Origin of the sequence: Natronorubrum sediminis, from assembly GCF_900108095.1 — an archaeon.
Taxonomy (GTDB): Archaea; Halobacteriota; Halobacteria; order Halobacteriales; family Natrialbaceae; genus Natronorubrum; species Natronorubrum sediminis.
Genome location: NZ_FNWL01000002.1, coordinates 1,082,691 through 1,097,633, shown reverse-complemented (window position 1 = coordinate 1,097,633; position 14,943 = coordinate 1,082,691). Strand labels below are relative to the sequence as shown.

Sequence of the window (14,943 nt, the reverse complement as noted above, 5' to 3'; positions counted from 1 at the left end):
AATTGGGTCGCGACGGAACGCTCGATTCACTGTGCGTGAGTCAGTGGCCGGAAGGACTTAACGCGTCTGGAAGCCCGGTAGCGTGGACTGTGTTAGCACATTTTGCCGGACGGAACCCGTGGTCCGGTACCGACCCGCTGATGACGGTCACGATGTTTCTGACAAACAGTTATGGAATCCTCCGTGGTCGGTATCGACTCGTAATGACTGCACGACGCTCGGCAACTGCGGACCGACGAACGCTGCTTACGGGACTCGTCGCGACGTTCGGGTCCGTCGGACTCGCAGGATGTACCGGCGGCAACGACGACAACGACGACGATAACAGCGGCGACAATGATGATGATCCGACGGATAACCCGGATTCGAACGACGATGAGACGGAAGATGTGGGTTCGAACGACGACGAGACGACGGAAGTCCACTCGGAGTACGAGTCGACCGACGTGCTCGTGACGACCGCCGATGGGGACGAACTGGGTGAGGTAACGGCAGCTATTGCGGATACGCCGGACCTGCAAGAACTCGGGCTGAGCGACACCGAAACGCTCTCCGAAGACCGGGGGATGTTGTTCGTCTACGAATCAGTCGAAGACCGGACGTTTGGCATGCCGGAAATGTCGTTCGGAATCGACATTGTGTTCGCCGACGACGAGGGCGTCATCACCAGTCTCTCCCACGCACCGGAACCCGAGTCTGAGGAGGACGGCTCCGAACAGACCTACTCCGGCCGTGGACAGTACGTTCTGGAGGTCGTCTACGAGTGGACCGCTGAGAACGGCGTCGAGGAGGGCGACGTTCTCAATTTCGAACTGTGATCCGAGGCGAGAGTTATACTCCGACGCGAGTTTCGATCACACCGATGACTCGTCACCTCACTCTTCGCGTTCCTCGAGTTAGTCGCCCGTCACAGACCCCTGTGATTCCGACTCGGCCGACGGTTCGTCTCGAGTGCGCAGCCACGAATCGATCATCGCGCCGATGCCGATAGTCGGGAGGACGAGGATGACGAGGATGTTGACCAGCGGGATCAAGTAGACGAGGTGCACGACGAGGATACCGACGACAAGTCCGAGCCACAGGTTCGGGTCCGGACTCGAGCGAACCCACCCGAGGACGAGTGCACCGACGACGATAATCGCGAGAGCGTCTGCCAGCAAGATGAGGAGCCAGAACCCGAAGAACGCGAACACCAGCGCGAGCATGAGGGCGACGCTGACCGTGTCGGGCGCGCCGAGTGCCGTTATTCCGGTGATGAGGAACATGCCGGCGAAAACGGCCACGAAACTGGCGACGAACGCGCCGAGGCCGAGGAGAAACGACCGGAGCGTGTGTCGCCTCATGTGCGTCCCGACGCCGCGGACGTACGACTGCGAGACGGCCAGTAAGAGCAATCCGACACCGAACGTGATGACGGCGTAGACCCCCATCACGACGAGGATTTCCGCGAGCGTTCGGGGTGCAGTCGCACCGTTCTGTGCGGCGGCGCTCGAGGGAACGAGCGCTAGGAGGGTGAGGACGACCGCAGGGAGAGAGCGCCGGACCATACGTTCTATCGTGTTTTCTGACTAATGAATCGCCCGGTGACGGTCGTCGCATTCGACACCCGAAGACGCGCCGATTCGCACCGCTGTCGGGCCAACACAGTCGCCCAATTCGTCGCATTCCGGCGTCTGCCGACTCTATTCGGCGTCTGCCGTCCAGACCAAAGTGTCTTCGGTCGGAAGCCCGAACGGGACGGTATGAGCGACGATTCCGGCCAGACAGTCGCTATCGAGGAACTCGTCGAGTACTGTCACACGCAGGCCGGCTTGCTCTCGGGACGCGTCGAGACGATGCGCGAGGAAGCGGACGAGTTGCTCACCGAAATCGACGAGGAGATGGCCGAACTCCGCACGCGACTCGAGGACCACGCGACCGGCGTGGAGGGCGTCGACGGCCCATCGACACCCGCCGGTCCCGGTGACCTCGACCTCGAAGAACTCGAGGAACTCGAGCGCGACGTCGAGGAGAAGCAACTACTCGTGGAAGCGAAACAGGCGCGAATGCAGGCCTTTCAGGACCTCGCCGCGAACTATACCGACCTCGCCGAGGAACTCCAATCTGAGTTCGACGACGGCGGAACCGCGTTAGAGCGCGTGATCCACTTCGAAGCCGACCACGACGCGCCGGCGTACTTCGAGAGTCGCGAGACGCTCGTCGAAGCCGCGGCAGCGGCCAGCGACGAGTCCTCTGAGAGTTCCTGATCGACTGGCCAATTACTCGCTCAGCGCCTCGAGCAACGCGTCTATCTCCGCGTTCGTGTTGTACGCGTGGACCGACGCCCGAACGGCCTCGAGATTGGGAAGCATTCGAACGACGACTCCCGAATCGGCGAGACGCTCGACGGTCGCTTCCGCGTCGTCGACGGAAATCGTTACGAGGCCGGATTCGAATTCGCGCGGACTCACCAGTCGGTCGTCGCGAAGCCCGTCTTTGAGCCGATCGGTGAGCGCTTCGATTCGCCGTTCGATCGTCCGGATGCCGATTTCATCGAAACAGTCGATCGCCTCGCTTAGCCCTGCGTACGGTGCTGGACTCGCCGTTCCGACCTCGAAGCGTTTCGCCCCCGGTGCGTACTCGTAGTCGACGGCGTTTTCCTCGGCGACGCTTCGGTAGCCGATGGCTGCCGGCCGAAGCGACCGTTCTCGCTCGAGTCCTCCGCGCACGAAGAGAAATCCGCCTCCGAAGGGGCCTAGGAGCCACTTGTGGCCCGCGGCGACGACGAAATCTGCACCCCACTGGTGGACGTCGACTGGGACCTGTCCGGGTGCCTGCACGGCGTCGACGAGGACGAGCGCGCCGGCGTCGTGTGCCACGTCGACGATCGATTCGATCGGCAATCGGGTGCCGTGGGTCCAGGTGAGCGAACTCACGCACAAGAGCGTCGCGTCGCTCGCCGCCGATTTCACGTCCCCGAGATCCAGCCGGCCGTTTTCGGTCTCGAGTTCGCGGACCTCGACACCTCGCGTGCGCTCGAGTCGTTGCCACGGCAGGATGCCCGAGGAGTGTTCGAGGTCGGTTCGGACGACGACGTCAGTGTCGTCCCACTCGAGTGCACCCGCGACGCGATTGATGCCATCCGTCGTGCTCTGTGTGAGGGCGATCTCCTTGACAGTGGCACCGAGGAGGTCGGCAACCGCGTTTCGGGCGTCGTCGTAGGCGTCGAACGCAGCGGGATACATCCCCTCGCGCGTCGGGGCCTCGTACTCGTGATGCTCGAGACTCGATTCGACGGCATCGACGACGCGAGTGGGACTCGGCCCGCCGGCACCCCAGTTGAGGTACGTCCCCGACTCGAGGGCAGGAATCGTCTCGCGAAGGTCCAGTGGTTCCATCGAGAACACCTTCGAGTGCCACACGTTAGATCCCTGTGCCCGACTGTTCCCGCGTCCGACTCTTCCCGTGCCCGACCAGTCACCCGTCGCGGTCTTCCCGGCGAACGGTAACTGGGGATAGGGTTTTATCGACGGCCGAACCAACACGTAACTAATGTTGTCGCTGCTCGCGACGTCGACTACGTTCGACGCGAACGATCCGGAGACGACGGTTGCGTTCGGCCACCTGTTCGCGTCGCTCGCGATCGCATTCGGCGCGCTCGTCTTGTTGTACTACACGTCTATCTACGTTCGAGACGTTCTCGCAGCGGACGTCAGCGGTGCACAGTGGTACCTGTCGATCGGCCTCGGCGCAGCAGTCGTCTACGCTGGAGCCAGCATCGGGAGCGTCTTCCTCGAGTCGGCGTGGATTCCGCTGTTCGGCGACGGAGCCATCCTGTTTTGTATCCTCTTTCTCACGCTGGCAATCCGGGCGATGTACCACGCCGAACGGGCCCGAGACGAGCGTTCGCAACTCCTTCCCGGCTGGGCTGACGTCGCCGTGATCGCTCTCTTCGTCGTCGCCTGGTGGGGCACGTTCTTACTCGAGAGTGCGTGGACGAGACCCGTCGTCGCCGTCGGCTGGGTACTTGCGTCGGCGTGGGCGATTCACTACGGCGTCCAGACCGTTCGCGTCCACGAGGGGACGACGCTCGCGGCGTTGACGCGCCACCTCCTTCCGGCGATCGTCTGTCTCGTCGCCATCGTCGTCGTCGACCTGGTGACTGGCTACCTCTCGAGCTACGGGGCGCTCGCCGACGCCACCTGGATCGTTGGCACGACGCTCGTCGGCGCGTTCCTGTTCACCACCGCCGTCGCGATCCGCCAGCAAGGCGGCGAACTCGAGCGACTCTACGACTGGACGACCTGGCGTGATCAGTCACTCGAGTAGCCACTCGCGACCGTCGTACGAACGTGACAGGTCACTTACTACATTCGGGTAACTTATAGTGTATCGATAATACCACTGCAAACGATGGTCCTCACAACCGCATTCGGCGGCGTGTTGGCAGCTGTCGCCCTGTTTTTCCTGTGGAACACCTGGACGTACGTCAGTCAGTATCGGACGATCTCGAGCGTCGATCCCGATGCGACGCCGACGATGCAACCCGGCGAGACGGTGACGCTCACCGGGCGGGCCCGAGTCAGCGAATCGGCACCGACTCCGGACCCGAGAGGCGATGCAGCACGCACTGACGACGTTGACGGCACTGACGGTACAGCCGACGCCGACGCCGGCGTGGTCGCCTGGCGCATTCGCCGGCGAAAACGCAAGCGACGGGGGACCTCGAGTTCAGGCTCCGGTCGTCGAGGGCGACGCTACAAGTGGTCGACTGAACGCGGCGGCCTCGAGGTCGGCGACCTCGAGATCGAATCCGAGGCGGGAACGGTAGCACTCGATCCGGACGCGACGAAGGAACTCATGCCCGGCGGTGCCACCTTCGGAACGGCCGACCCGTGGGATTCGGCCGGACTCCACCTCGGCGAGCCAGATATCGACACGCGAATCGACGATCCGCGGGACATCGGGCCGGACTTACCGGTCGATATCAACGTTGGCCCCCTCAGCACCGGCGAACGCTCGAGATTTCAGGTTAGTCGGATCGACGACGGCGATCAGGTGATCGCACACGGCGAACTCGAGATGGGCGAGAACGGCCTGACGCTCACCGAGGGCTCGAGCGCGTCACTCGTCCTCGCAAACGGTTCGGTCGGCGACCTCGTCGGTCGCCTCCGGATGGAAATCGCGAAGAACGTTCTCTTCGCGCTGGTGTTGCTCGCGTTTGCGGCCGCGACGTTCGCCGGGTACGTCGACGTCTCCTAAGGGCTGTCTCTCCACCGCTGATTGCTGGTTATTCTTCTGAGAGCACGTCGGCGAGTCCTTCCCGATCCAGCTTTCCGAGATTCGTGACGGGCAACTCCTCGAGGACGACGACGTCCCGCGGTCGCTTGTACGCTGCGAGGTGGTCTTCGGCCCACTCGACGATTGTTTGTGCGCTCAACGACTCGTCGGAGACGACCACCCCCGCGACGACCTCCGACCCCTTCGTCTCGTGGTTGCGGCCGCCGACGGCGGCGTTCTCGATTCCGGGATGGGTCTTCAGCACCTCCTCGACCTCGGCTGGAGCGATTGAATAGCCACTCGACTTGATCATGTACTTTTGTCGCCCGAGGAAGTAGAGGTGGCCGTCCTCGGTGAACCGGCCGATATCACCCGTGAGCACGTAATCCTCGTGCATCGCCGCCTCGGTCTCCTCGGGCTTGTTCAGGTAGCCCTCGAACAGCGAGGGCGTCTTCACCGTGATCTCGCCGGTCTCTCCCTGAGGGAGTTCCTCGTGGGTCTCCCAATCGCGGATCACGATATCGGTCTCGTAGACGGGTTTGCCGACGAACCCCTCTTCGACGAGGCCGAGTTCATTGGTGAACGTGTCTCGCGTGTGCGTTTCGGTCAGTCCGTAGGCCGCCTCGTACATCTCCGCGCCGGTGGCGTCGGCCCAGCGCGCACAGAGGTCGTCCGTCAGCGACTGGCCAAAACTCGTCACCGGCATCGACTCGAGCGAGTCGATCTCTCGGTTGTCGTCTTCGGCCCCCAACGTTTCCAATAGCTCGCGGACCATCGGGGTGGTGATCCAGCCGTTATCCGGATCGTGCGCCTCGAGCGCGTCGAGGTAGGCCTCGGCTTCGTAGCGCGTCAGGAGGATGGACGTCCCGCCCTGAATCATCGGCGAGTCGACGGCGTTGAGCTTGCCGGCGACGTGGAAGACGGGCATCACGGCGAGGTGGCGCGTCCCGCCGTCTCGGTCGGTCAGCGCCGAGGAGGTGGCGGCAGCGAAGAGCACGTTCTCGTAGCTGTGCATGCAGCCCTTCGGCAGCCCCGTCGTCCCGGACGTGTACTGCAGCAGGCAGATGTCGTCCATCGCCACGTCGACTGTCGGCGGATCGGCAGGGGTCTCCTCCAGCACCGAGTCGAAGTAGAAGATGTCGTCAGCGGGAGGCTGTCGGTCCATCGCGACCGCGTCGGTCATCTCGGGATGGATCTCCGGCACCGGCTCGTCTGGGAGAAACGTCTCGAAACGCGTGTAGACGACCTGCTCGAGGGGCGTTTCCTCCCGAACGCCCTCAAACAGCGAGGCGTGGGTGTCGCCCGCGACGGCGATTCTGGCGTCGCCGTCCTCGAGTTGGTAGGAGAGTCGGTGTTCTTTGGCCATCGGGCTGCACGGGCTTACCCGCATTCCGAGTCGTTGTGCCCCGTAGTAGGCGATCACGTATTGCGGGCAGTTCTGCAGACACAGGAGGAGCGTTTCGCCCGCTTCGTATCCTTGCTCGTCGAGCCACGTCGCGAACGACGAGATGGCCGACTCGAGGTCGCGATAGGTCAGATCGGTGCCGTAGTAGGTGATGGCGACTCGCTCCGGCGTCTCGGTGGCGTGATGGGCGACGTACTCGTGGAGTGGCCGCCGTCCCAGCGGGAATGACGGCTCCGATTGGACGCCCGCGGGGAACCCGTCTTGATCAGTGGTAACCATAGACACGACAATCACGAACGAACACAAAGTAATTGCGTCGAACGAATTCCACCGGAAAATCGTCGCCGCTGGCGGTCATCACGTCTCGAGGTGGCCGCCGACCGCCAGCAGACGGATCGACGTGCAAACGCTGCAATTGCGCGCCCGACGTATTTGCTCGTGGCTCGCGTGGAAGGTGACGACGCGCTCCACCATGACTCACACCATCGAAATTAGCGACGACCTGAAGGAGCGACTCGACGGTCACCTTGAGGAGGACGAAACCCACGAGGAGTTCATCGAGGAACTGGTGTCCATCTACGAGACCGAAGGCAGATTCTTGCAGGAAGGCATCTGAGGGTGACCGTCCCGAACGACCTCGACTCGTTTTTATCGTCGAATGGCGTCGGGCCCGACGACGCTACCGTTGACGACGGTGCCGGCTCAACCATCAAATAGTCGATACACTTGGCCTAATCGTCGTGCGTGATCTGCTCGCGCTCGTGGCCGTGGTCGCGTTCTTGGAGGTGTTCGATCGCGTGGAGTTCGACGACCGGGATGACTTTTGCGACGAGCAAGAAGAACAACATTACCATGCCGATCGTTCCGGTGATCGACGCGAACTCGATAAAACTCGGGAAGTACTCGCCGGGGGTCGCGCCGTAGATGTCGAACGTCGGGTACATGAACCCCTCGACGACGAAGAGGATTTTCTCGAGCAACGTGGCCGTGAGCACCGCGAGGCCGGCGACGACGGCTCGACCCTTGGTGAACAGCGCCGGGCGGATTGCCTGCGCGAAGATAAACGCGAGCACGACGGCGACGAGACCCATCGAGACGATGTAGATCGGGTGCTCGAGCGTGGCGGCCGAAATCTGTGCGGTGTCGGTCGGCGCGGCGAACCCGCCGGTCACTCGCTGTTGCAACTGGAGCCAGAGAAAGAGGAGGCTGAAGAAGCCGAGCCAGAGGAGCAGGCCGCGGAAGATGTCGTCGGTGATGATGTGGTCCCAATCGTAGGCCCGCCGGAACGCGAACGAGAGGAGGATGACGCCGCTGATCGCGGAGGTGAGGGCGATGGTCAGGAACTGTGGGCCCTGGACGGCACCGAACCAGCCGGGTATCGCCGGGATCACGGCGAACAGCCACGGGATCACGCCGCCGTGGAGCAGGAGTGGCGCCATGATGATGATCGCGAGGGCGAGCCACCACACCATTCGCTGGACGACTTCGTCTTCCGCCTCGGTGTAGCCGAACGTCACGAGCGAGTAAATTGGATCGAGGGTGTCTGGCAGGTCGTCGCGTAACCGACTCACGTCGTATCTAATCGTCAACGCGAGGTACGTCGCCGTCAACACGAAGTAGGCCGTGATGACGGTCACGTCCCACACCAGCGGTGACGCGTGAACGGTGATGTGGTAGTGACCGAGGACGCTCGTGACCATCCGATCTGGTCGGCCGAGGTGGACGACGATGAAGAAGCCAGCCGCGGAGAGGCCGGCGAGGGTCAACAACTCGGCGAGGCGAGCGACCGGCATGTACCGCTCCATGCCGAGCAACCGAACCGCAGCGGAGAGGATGATCCCGCCGTGGGCGATGCCGACCCACCAGATGAACGCGCCGATGTAGACGCCCCACGTCACGCCGCCACCGGATCCCCAATCCGAGAGTCCCGTAACGACCATTCCCTGATAGAGCTGGTAGATCCACCCGACGAGAAAGAGGGCGAACGCTAGCCCGGCAACGGCAACTAACACGAAGTAGGTCGTCGACGTGTTCTGTATCGGTCGAAGAATGTCGGCCTTCCGTGGCGTTTTCGTGCTCATCGTGGTTGAACTTCACAAACATACTCTTGCGATTGGTGTGATTCCATCCGTTGGTCATGCAAGCACGAAGCGCGCGTCGTCGTCTCTCCACCTCCGGAGTTCGCACTCGTCACTCCGTTATTCGTACTCGTCACGTCTCCGGACGCGCAACTGTGACCAATGCTACCAAGGGACTCAAGTATACTCGTTACTACTCATTCAACATGGTGTTGCTGGTGGCACTCGACGACTCCGAACCCGGATGGGCAGCACTCGAGTACGCGCTCGAGGAAGCCGACGACATCGTCGTCGTCCACGCCGTCGACCCCAGTCAGAGTGGCTACGGTGAATTCGCCCACTTCGGGACGGACTCGATGCAAGAACGGCTTCGCGAACACGGCGAGGCGTTGCTCGAGCAAGTCCGTGATCGGGTGGCCGACCGTCCACAACAGGTGCGGACAGAACTCCTGGTTGGTCCGCCGGCATCGTCCGTGGTCACCTACGTTAGCGAGCACGATGTCGATCGCGTCGTCGTCGGCAGTCACGGCCGATCGGGCGTCTCTCGCGTCCTGTTGGGGAGCGTCGCCGAACAAATCGCACGCCGGGCACCCGCCCCCGTGACGATCGTTCGCTGAGCGATACTGGTGAGCCGTACTCGTCGTCGAGTGCGTAGACGATCCGTCGGTGACACTCGAGCAGCCCGTCCGTCCGAGGTAACCGACTACCCGACTCAGAGAGCGATGTCGTCGAGACGCTCGACCGTCGAATTAGGGGCAGCGGAACCGTCGCACCGACGAGTCCGGATACGCGGAGAGGTCGATAGTACGGTTCCGCATCTCCGAGATGGTATGTGTGAACGATCAGTCTCTCCGTCGGAACTGAATAAACTAATGAGGCTTCGAAACAGTCTCGCGGTATGAACAACCGCTACGACGTGGTTATCGCAGGTGCTGGTCCAGCGGGCGGCCAGTGTGCTCGCGACCTCGCTACCCGTGGCTACGAGGTCGTCGTTCTCGAGACCGAATCCGAGGACGGGTTCCCGCGCCAGAGTAACAAGTCAACTGCGGGGACGTTCCCGTCCATGATGGCCTCCTTCGGGATCCCCGACGATGTCGTCATGCAGTACACTGAGAACGTCGTCCTCGAGTCCCCGACCAACTACTACGTTCGCGAACAACCCGGTGCCGTCCTCGAGTTCGCCGACTTCAAGCGATTCCTCGTCGAAGACAGCCGGGCCGAGGGTGCAGAGTATCGATTCGACGCCCGCGTAACGGGCCCGATCATGGAAAACGGCGAGATCGTCGGCGTCACGTACAACGGCGACCAGGAAGTCTACGGCGACATCGTCATCGACGCGACGGGGCCCGCCGCACCGCTCGCGAAACAACTCGACGTCGTCGAACTCGAGCGCGAGAACCACGCGATCGGCATCGAGTACGAGTTCGAGGGCATCGACATCGACCGCCCCGGATTCGCCGACCTCCACGACGCGATGATGCTCCGACTCGACCACGAAATCGCTCCCGGCGGCTACTCCTGGATCTTCCACACCGGCGAGGATACCGCCAAGGTCGGCCTCTGTTACATCCAGAACGGCAGTCACAACCAGTACGCACGAGACGACTTTGCGATCGACGACTACCTCGATCACTGGCTCGAGACGGATCCGCGATTCGAAAACGCCGAGCGACTCGAGGGCAAGCAACACCGAGGCTCCGCGCACATCCAGCCGCCGGGCCAGATACACACCGACCGGTTCATGGCCATCGGCGACACCGTCCCGACGATCGACCCGCTCTGGGGTGAGGGGATCAACAAGGGCATGCAATCCGCACGCGTCGCTGCAGTCGCCGCAGACGCCTGTCTCAAACACGGTCAGATCGAACCGTCGGCGGAGAATCTCGAGGTTTACGAGACGCTCTGGCACCGGGATGTCGCGCCCGCCGTCAAGAAACGCCAGCACATGACCCAACTGCTCTATCTCGCCTCGAACGAGCGCTACGACAAATTCATGGCCGACCTGAATCGTCTGAACGAAGAGACGCTCGCGAAGGCTAACAGCGGGAGCCTCCGTGCCATTTTGAAACTGCTCAGCCCCAGCGACGTACCACTGCTCGCCCGGTTCGCGAAACAGCAACTGCGCTGAAAGCGAACGTCGCCTCTGACACTCTTTCATCGAGCGTTGACTCACCACGAATGCGGACTGAAACGGCCGCTTACGGGCGAACCGTTAATGGTCTGTGGCGCCGAGACATGCCAATATGTTGACTCCCTCGGAACGGGCCCGTGACGCCTCCCTCTCGAGACGGTCGCTCCTCGCCGCGAGCGCCGCGGCGATCACCGCGACGGCGGGCTGTACCGGCTTTCTCGACAACACGGACGCTGCGTCCTCGCTCGTCGACGCCGTCCCCGGCGAAACGACGCTGCTCGCCCATCTCGACGTCGAGGCCGTTGCAGACGGCGAGGCGAGCGAAACGGACCTCGAGTCGGCACTCGAGGGCCTCGACGCGTTCGGTTCCGAGCGTGCGACGGAGGCGATCGTCGCCTTCGAAGATCGAACCGGCCTCGATCCGCTCGAGGCGAACGAAGTGGTCCTCTTCGGCGACGTCGACGCAATCTCGAGCGACGCCACCGAGGAGGAGGTAGCAGCGGCGGCAGCCCAAGAAACCATCATCGTCGACGGCGACTGGAGCGAGGACGACGTCGTCGCGTCGCTCGAGGAGACGACCGACCTCGAGTACGAATCCGAGTCCGCCGGGGGCGACGCCGAGCGCTACGAACCGGTGTCGGTCGCGAACGGTGACGGTGACGGTGGAGACGGAGACGGAGGCGGCGACGAGCCACCCGTTCTCGGCGTTCTCGGTGACGGCCGATACGTCGTCGGTGACGAGGATGGTGTCGACGCGGCACTCGAGACCCACGCCGGGGACGAGGAGGCGATTTCGGGCTCGATCCGGAGCGCGTACGACGGTGCCAACGACGGTCCCGTCACAGTCGCCGCCGTGCCCGACGGCTCGCCGCTTCCGGACGAATTTGCGTTTCTCGCCGGCGGTAACGACGATATTTTCGAGGAAATCGACGCCATCGGCCTCCAGTACGACACGATCGACGACGAGACGGTCGACCTCGAACTCGACTTTCACGTCGACGACGACAGCGACGCCGAACAACTCGAGACCGTCCTGCAGGGTGGGCTCTCGGCGCTCGGGGAACTGGACGACGAACTGAGCGACGCGTCCGACGAGGCTACGCTCGAGCGCGAGGAGACGGTCGTTTCGATCGTCTATCAGGGCGACGCCGACGCGGTCGCCGCGTTACTCGCCGTGCTCGAGGGAGTGTGAGCGCGAGTGGATCTGGTCGCGTTGCTTCGAACGGAAGCGATCACCGCCAGACGGAATCTGGGTTTGATCGTCATTTTGCTCGTGTTGCTCCCCGGTGGCATCGTCGCTGGCACGGCCGTTTTCGAACAGACGATTCCGCGCGACGTGCCGGTCGGCGTCGTCGCCGAGGACGACGCGACCGAGGACGATGTCGCCATCGCCGAAGCCGGTATGGCCGGGTTCACGTCGCCAGTCGAGTACGACTCCCCAGCGGAGGCTCGAGATGGACTCCAGCGCGAGGAGGTCTATCTGGTCGTCCACGTTCCGGGTGGCGTGATGGACGAGGAGACGGACGCGAACGTGACGGTCGTCTCCGATCGCGCGTTCGTGCCGTTCGAAGAGCCGGTCAACGAGACCGTCGGCGTCGCCGAGTCCGAACTCGACGCGCTGGTCGAATCCGACGTCACCGTCGAGCACGAGACCATCGGCGAGGAACGGACGCTCGCCGAATTCCTCGTTCCGACGGGCGCGTTCGCGTTTCTCACCCTCTTCGCGCTAGTCTATCTGCCGTATCAGGTCCGCTCCGAGCGACTCGTCCTCGACCGTCTCCAGACCGAAACCCGCCTCGAGACCGTCGTGGCGAGCAAGCTGCTGTTCTACGGCCTCGCGCTCGCGATTCCAGCCGCGACGGTCGCCGGCGTCGCCGCGTGGCTCGAGTACGATATTACGCTCCTCTCGGCGCTGTCGATCGCCTCCTTTGGGCTCACCTACGTCTACCTGGCCGCGCTCGGACTGGCCGTGACGTTCGCCCTCGGTTTGCGAAAAGCCGCCCTGTTCGTCAACCTCGGCCTCGCGCTCGCCGTCTTCGGGTTCTCGAGTCTGGTCTACCCCACTGGCTTCTTCTCGTCGATACAGGGGACGATCTCCCGCGCCCTGCCGACGTACTACTCGACGGTGACGACCAGGAGCGCGATGATACGAGACGCGCCGGTCTCGCTGTACACGGATCACCTGCTCTGGCTGGCCGTGAGCGCCGTCGCGTCGCTCCTCGCGTTACAACTCGCACTCGTCGTCTACAAACGGAGGCGATAGCTCGTGGGTGACACGCACTCAGAACACGACGACAGCGTGGATCACCAGCCCGAGCACCCAAACGCGCCACAGGAGTCGACAGCCTCGTCTCCGTCCTCGGCGGACTCACTCGCGCTCGTCGACGTGACGAAACGCTACGGCGACACGACGGCGCTCGAGGATCTCTCCGTCGCCATCCACCCGGGCACGTTCCACGGCCTCATCGGCCCGAACGGCTCCGGCAAGACGACGCTCTTCGCGATACTGGCCGGGTTGACTCGCCCCTCGAGCGGGCGAGTATCGGTTCCCGAAGACGCGACCGTCGGCTACAGCTTTCAGGAGCCCCGTTTCTACCCCGCCTTGACGGTCAGAGAGAACCTCGAGGTGTTCCGGGGGTTCGCCGACGATCCGCCGCCCGACTCGTGGCTCGAGACGCTACTCGAGGAACTCCGACTCGAGCCCGTTGCGGACCGTCGGGCCGACGAGCTATCGGGCGGGTTCCGCACGAAACTCGACCTCGGGTTGGCGCTGATCAAGCGCCCGCAGTTCCTCTTGCTCGACGAGCCGTTGGCCGACGTCGACGACTACTCGCGGCGTCGTATTACGAGCTTTCTCGAGGAGTATCGCGCGGACGGCCGGACGGTCGTCGTCTCGACGCACAACGTGGCGTCGTTCGCCGAGCAGTTCGACCGCCTGACCGTCGTCGTCGACGGCGAGCTTCGATACGACGGCTCTCCCGACGCGGACGTCGTCGCCCAGTATCGATCCGTCCTCGAGGACGCGGCCTGACGCCACCGGATGGCGTTCGTGATATAGTGGCACCAGGTAGATTTCGTGACCTCACGGCTCCGGGAAACCTTTGCCTGCACTCCTCGTACGTTCGCTCGATGTTCGACACGATCTTGCTCCCGACCGACGGCAGCGAGCACGCCGAAGCCGCCGCCCAGACTGGCCTCGAACTCGCGAGTATCCACGACGCGGCGGTTCACGTCGTCTGCGTCGCCGACACCGGGCCGCTGAGCGACCTTCGGCTCCCGGGGGACGCTGCGAGCGCAAAAGAGGCGATGGGCGAACGAGCACAGGAGGCCGTCGACGCGATCGTCGACCGGGCCGACGCCTCCGAACTCGAGGTGACCGGGACGGTACTCGAGGGGCCGCCGGAGGACGAACTGCTCGAGTACGCCGACGACGTCGACGCAGACCTCGTTGTGATGGCGACGCGCGGCCGGGGTGGAGTCCACCGGATGGCCCTCGGAAGCACTACGGACCATATCGTCAGATTCGGCGATATTCCCGTGTTCATTACGAATTCGAGCGCTCACTCGAGCTAATTATCGACAGGGAGGATTTCCACCCAATCAGCGCATCTCTCCCAAGTGTCGTGATGAATATATAGCACGAATGTCGCGCGAGGTTCGGTTCGATCCGCGACTGGAGTGATCGTTCAACACAGCAACCTCTTTTACTGGGGGCATCGGCTGGCGTCTACGACGCCAGCCTCAACCCCGGCAAAACCCGTCGATGCCAAAAGGCCGCCGTCACGGGGTTTCACCCCGCTCCGGCGGTGAACCGCTCGATTTGCTCGCGGATGCTGCGTGTCTTCCGCAGTGTTCTACTCGCAGGTGTATGGAACGGCCGGCGTTGTGTCTGCAGTGGCGACCAACCACCGCCGGGTGGGACTGAAAGGGGCTGGGCCGCTCGAGGGCTGTGACTCGAGCGGCCCAGGGGCTTTCGCGGTACGCACTCCGAAACGCGTCCTGCTCGCACGAACATCCGAAACGCGTCCTGCTCGCACGAACATCCGAAACGCGTCCTGCTCGCACGAACA

The 14,943-nt window shown here is 63.3% G+C and carries 15 protein-coding genes; 11 read left to right on the top strand and 4 right to left on the bottom strand.

The genetic code is table 11. From position 1 onward, the window contains the following. Positions 1 to 203: 203 nt before the first annotated feature. Positions 204 to 818 carry a DUF192 domain-containing protein gene (locus BLW62_RS12630; protein ID WP_090507601.1) on the top strand — a complete coding sequence of 205 codons (615 nt, stop codon included), beginning with the start codon at positions 204 to 206 and terminating at the stop codon, positions 816 to 818. Between the two features lie 78 nt (positions 819 to 896). On the opposite strand, the gene BLW62_RS12625 is transcribed toward BLW62_RS12630, so the two are convergent. Further along, the gene (locus BLW62_RS12625) at positions 897 to 1,547 is read right to left on the bottom strand and encodes a DUF8173 domain-containing protein (protein ID WP_090507365.1); all 651 of its coding nucleotides are present in this window, start codon (positions 1,545 to 1,547) and stop codon (positions 897 to 899) included. 195 nt (positions 1,548 to 1,742) lie between these two features. On the opposite strand from BLW62_RS12625, the gene BLW62_RS12620 reads away from it, so the two are divergent. Beyond that, a complete protein-coding gene (locus BLW62_RS12620) occupies positions 1,743 to 2,246 on the top strand; it encodes a hypothetical protein (RefSeq protein WP_090507600.1) in 504 nt (167 codons plus the stop codon). A gap of 12 nt (positions 2,247 to 2,258) precedes the next feature. Here the strand turns inward: BLW62_RS12620 and BLW62_RS12615 are convergent, their stop codons facing one another. After that, on the bottom strand, positions 2,259 to 3,377 hold the full coding sequence (locus BLW62_RS12615; protein WP_090507364.1) for an aminotransferase class V-fold PLP-dependent enzyme: 1,119 nt from the start codon (positions 3,375 to 3,377) through the stop codon (positions 2,259 to 2,261). Positions 3,378 to 3,531: 154 nt separating this feature from the next. On the opposite strand from BLW62_RS12615, the gene BLW62_RS12610 reads away from it, so the two are divergent. Continuing rightward, on the top strand, positions 3,532 to 4,308 hold the full coding sequence (locus tag BLW62_RS12610) for a hypothetical protein (RefSeq protein ID WP_090507363.1): 777 nt from the start codon (positions 3,532 to 3,534) through the stop codon (positions 4,306 to 4,308). Between the two features lie 84 nt (positions 4,309 to 4,392). After that, entirely contained in the window at positions 4,393 to 5,241 is an 849-nt protein-coding gene (locus tag BLW62_RS12605; RefSeq protein ID WP_090507362.1) for a hypothetical protein, read from the top strand. Positions 5,242 to 5,269: 28 nt separating this feature from the next. On the opposite strand, the gene BLW62_RS12600 is transcribed toward BLW62_RS12605, so the two are convergent. After that, complete coding sequence (locus BLW62_RS12600) at positions 5,270 to 6,943, bottom strand: AMP-binding protein (RefSeq protein WP_090507361.1); 1,674 nt, start codon at positions 6,941 to 6,943, stop codon at positions 5,270 to 5,272. A 193-nt stretch (positions 6,944 to 7,136) separates the two neighbouring features. Here BLW62_RS12600 and BLW62_RS18725 point away from each other — a divergent pair, with 193 nt between their 5' ends. Next, positions 7,137 to 7,280: a DUF7557 family protein gene (locus BLW62_RS18725; RefSeq protein ID WP_175459737.1), complete on the top strand. Its 144-nt coding sequence runs from the start codon at positions 7,137 to 7,139 to the stop codon at positions 7,278 to 7,280. 115 nt (positions 7,281 to 7,395) lie between these two features. Here the strand turns inward: BLW62_RS18725 and nrfD are convergent, their stop codons facing one another. Beyond that, a complete protein-coding gene (gene nrfD / locus BLW62_RS12595) occupies positions 7,396 to 8,745 on the bottom strand; it encodes an NrfD/PsrC family molybdoenzyme membrane anchor subunit (protein WP_090507360.1) in 1,350 nt (449 codons plus the stop codon). Positions 8,746 to 8,948: 203 nt separating this feature from the next. On the opposite strand from nrfD, the gene BLW62_RS12590 reads away from it, so the two are divergent. From BLW62_RS12590 to BLW62_RS12565, 6 genes are all read left to right on the top strand, one after another. After that, a complete protein-coding gene (locus tag BLW62_RS12590; protein WP_090507359.1) occupies positions 8,949 to 9,359 on the top strand; it encodes a universal stress protein in 411 nt (136 codons plus the stop codon). A 281-nt stretch (positions 9,360 to 9,640) separates the two neighbouring features. Next, the gene (locus BLW62_RS12585; RefSeq protein WP_090507358.1) at positions 9,641 to 10,870 is read left to right on the top strand and encodes a digeranylgeranylglycerophospholipid reductase; all 1,230 of its coding nucleotides are present in this window, start codon (positions 9,641 to 9,643) and stop codon (positions 10,868 to 10,870) included. Between the two features lie 115 nt (positions 10,871 to 10,985). Continuing rightward, entirely contained in the window at positions 10,986 to 12,065 is a 1,080-nt protein-coding gene (locus tag BLW62_RS12580; RefSeq protein WP_090507357.1) for a hypothetical protein, read from the top strand. 6 nt (positions 12,066 to 12,071) lie between these two features. Continuing rightward, a complete protein-coding gene (locus BLW62_RS12575; RefSeq protein ID WP_090507356.1) occupies positions 12,072 to 13,136 on the top strand; it encodes an ABC transporter permease in 1,065 nt (354 codons plus the stop codon). Positions 13,137 to 13,139: 3 nt separating this feature from the next. Further along, the gene (locus BLW62_RS12570) at positions 13,140 to 13,904 is read left to right on the top strand and encodes an ABC transporter ATP-binding protein (RefSeq protein ID WP_245726718.1); all 765 of its coding nucleotides are present in this window, start codon (positions 13,140 to 13,142) and stop codon (positions 13,902 to 13,904) included. A 98-nt stretch (positions 13,905 to 14,002) separates the two neighbouring features. After that, on the top strand, positions 14,003 to 14,446 hold the full coding sequence (locus tag BLW62_RS12565; protein ID WP_090507355.1) for a universal stress protein: 444 nt from the start codon (positions 14,003 to 14,005) through the stop codon (positions 14,444 to 14,446). Positions 14,447 to 14,943: the final 497 nt, after the last annotated feature.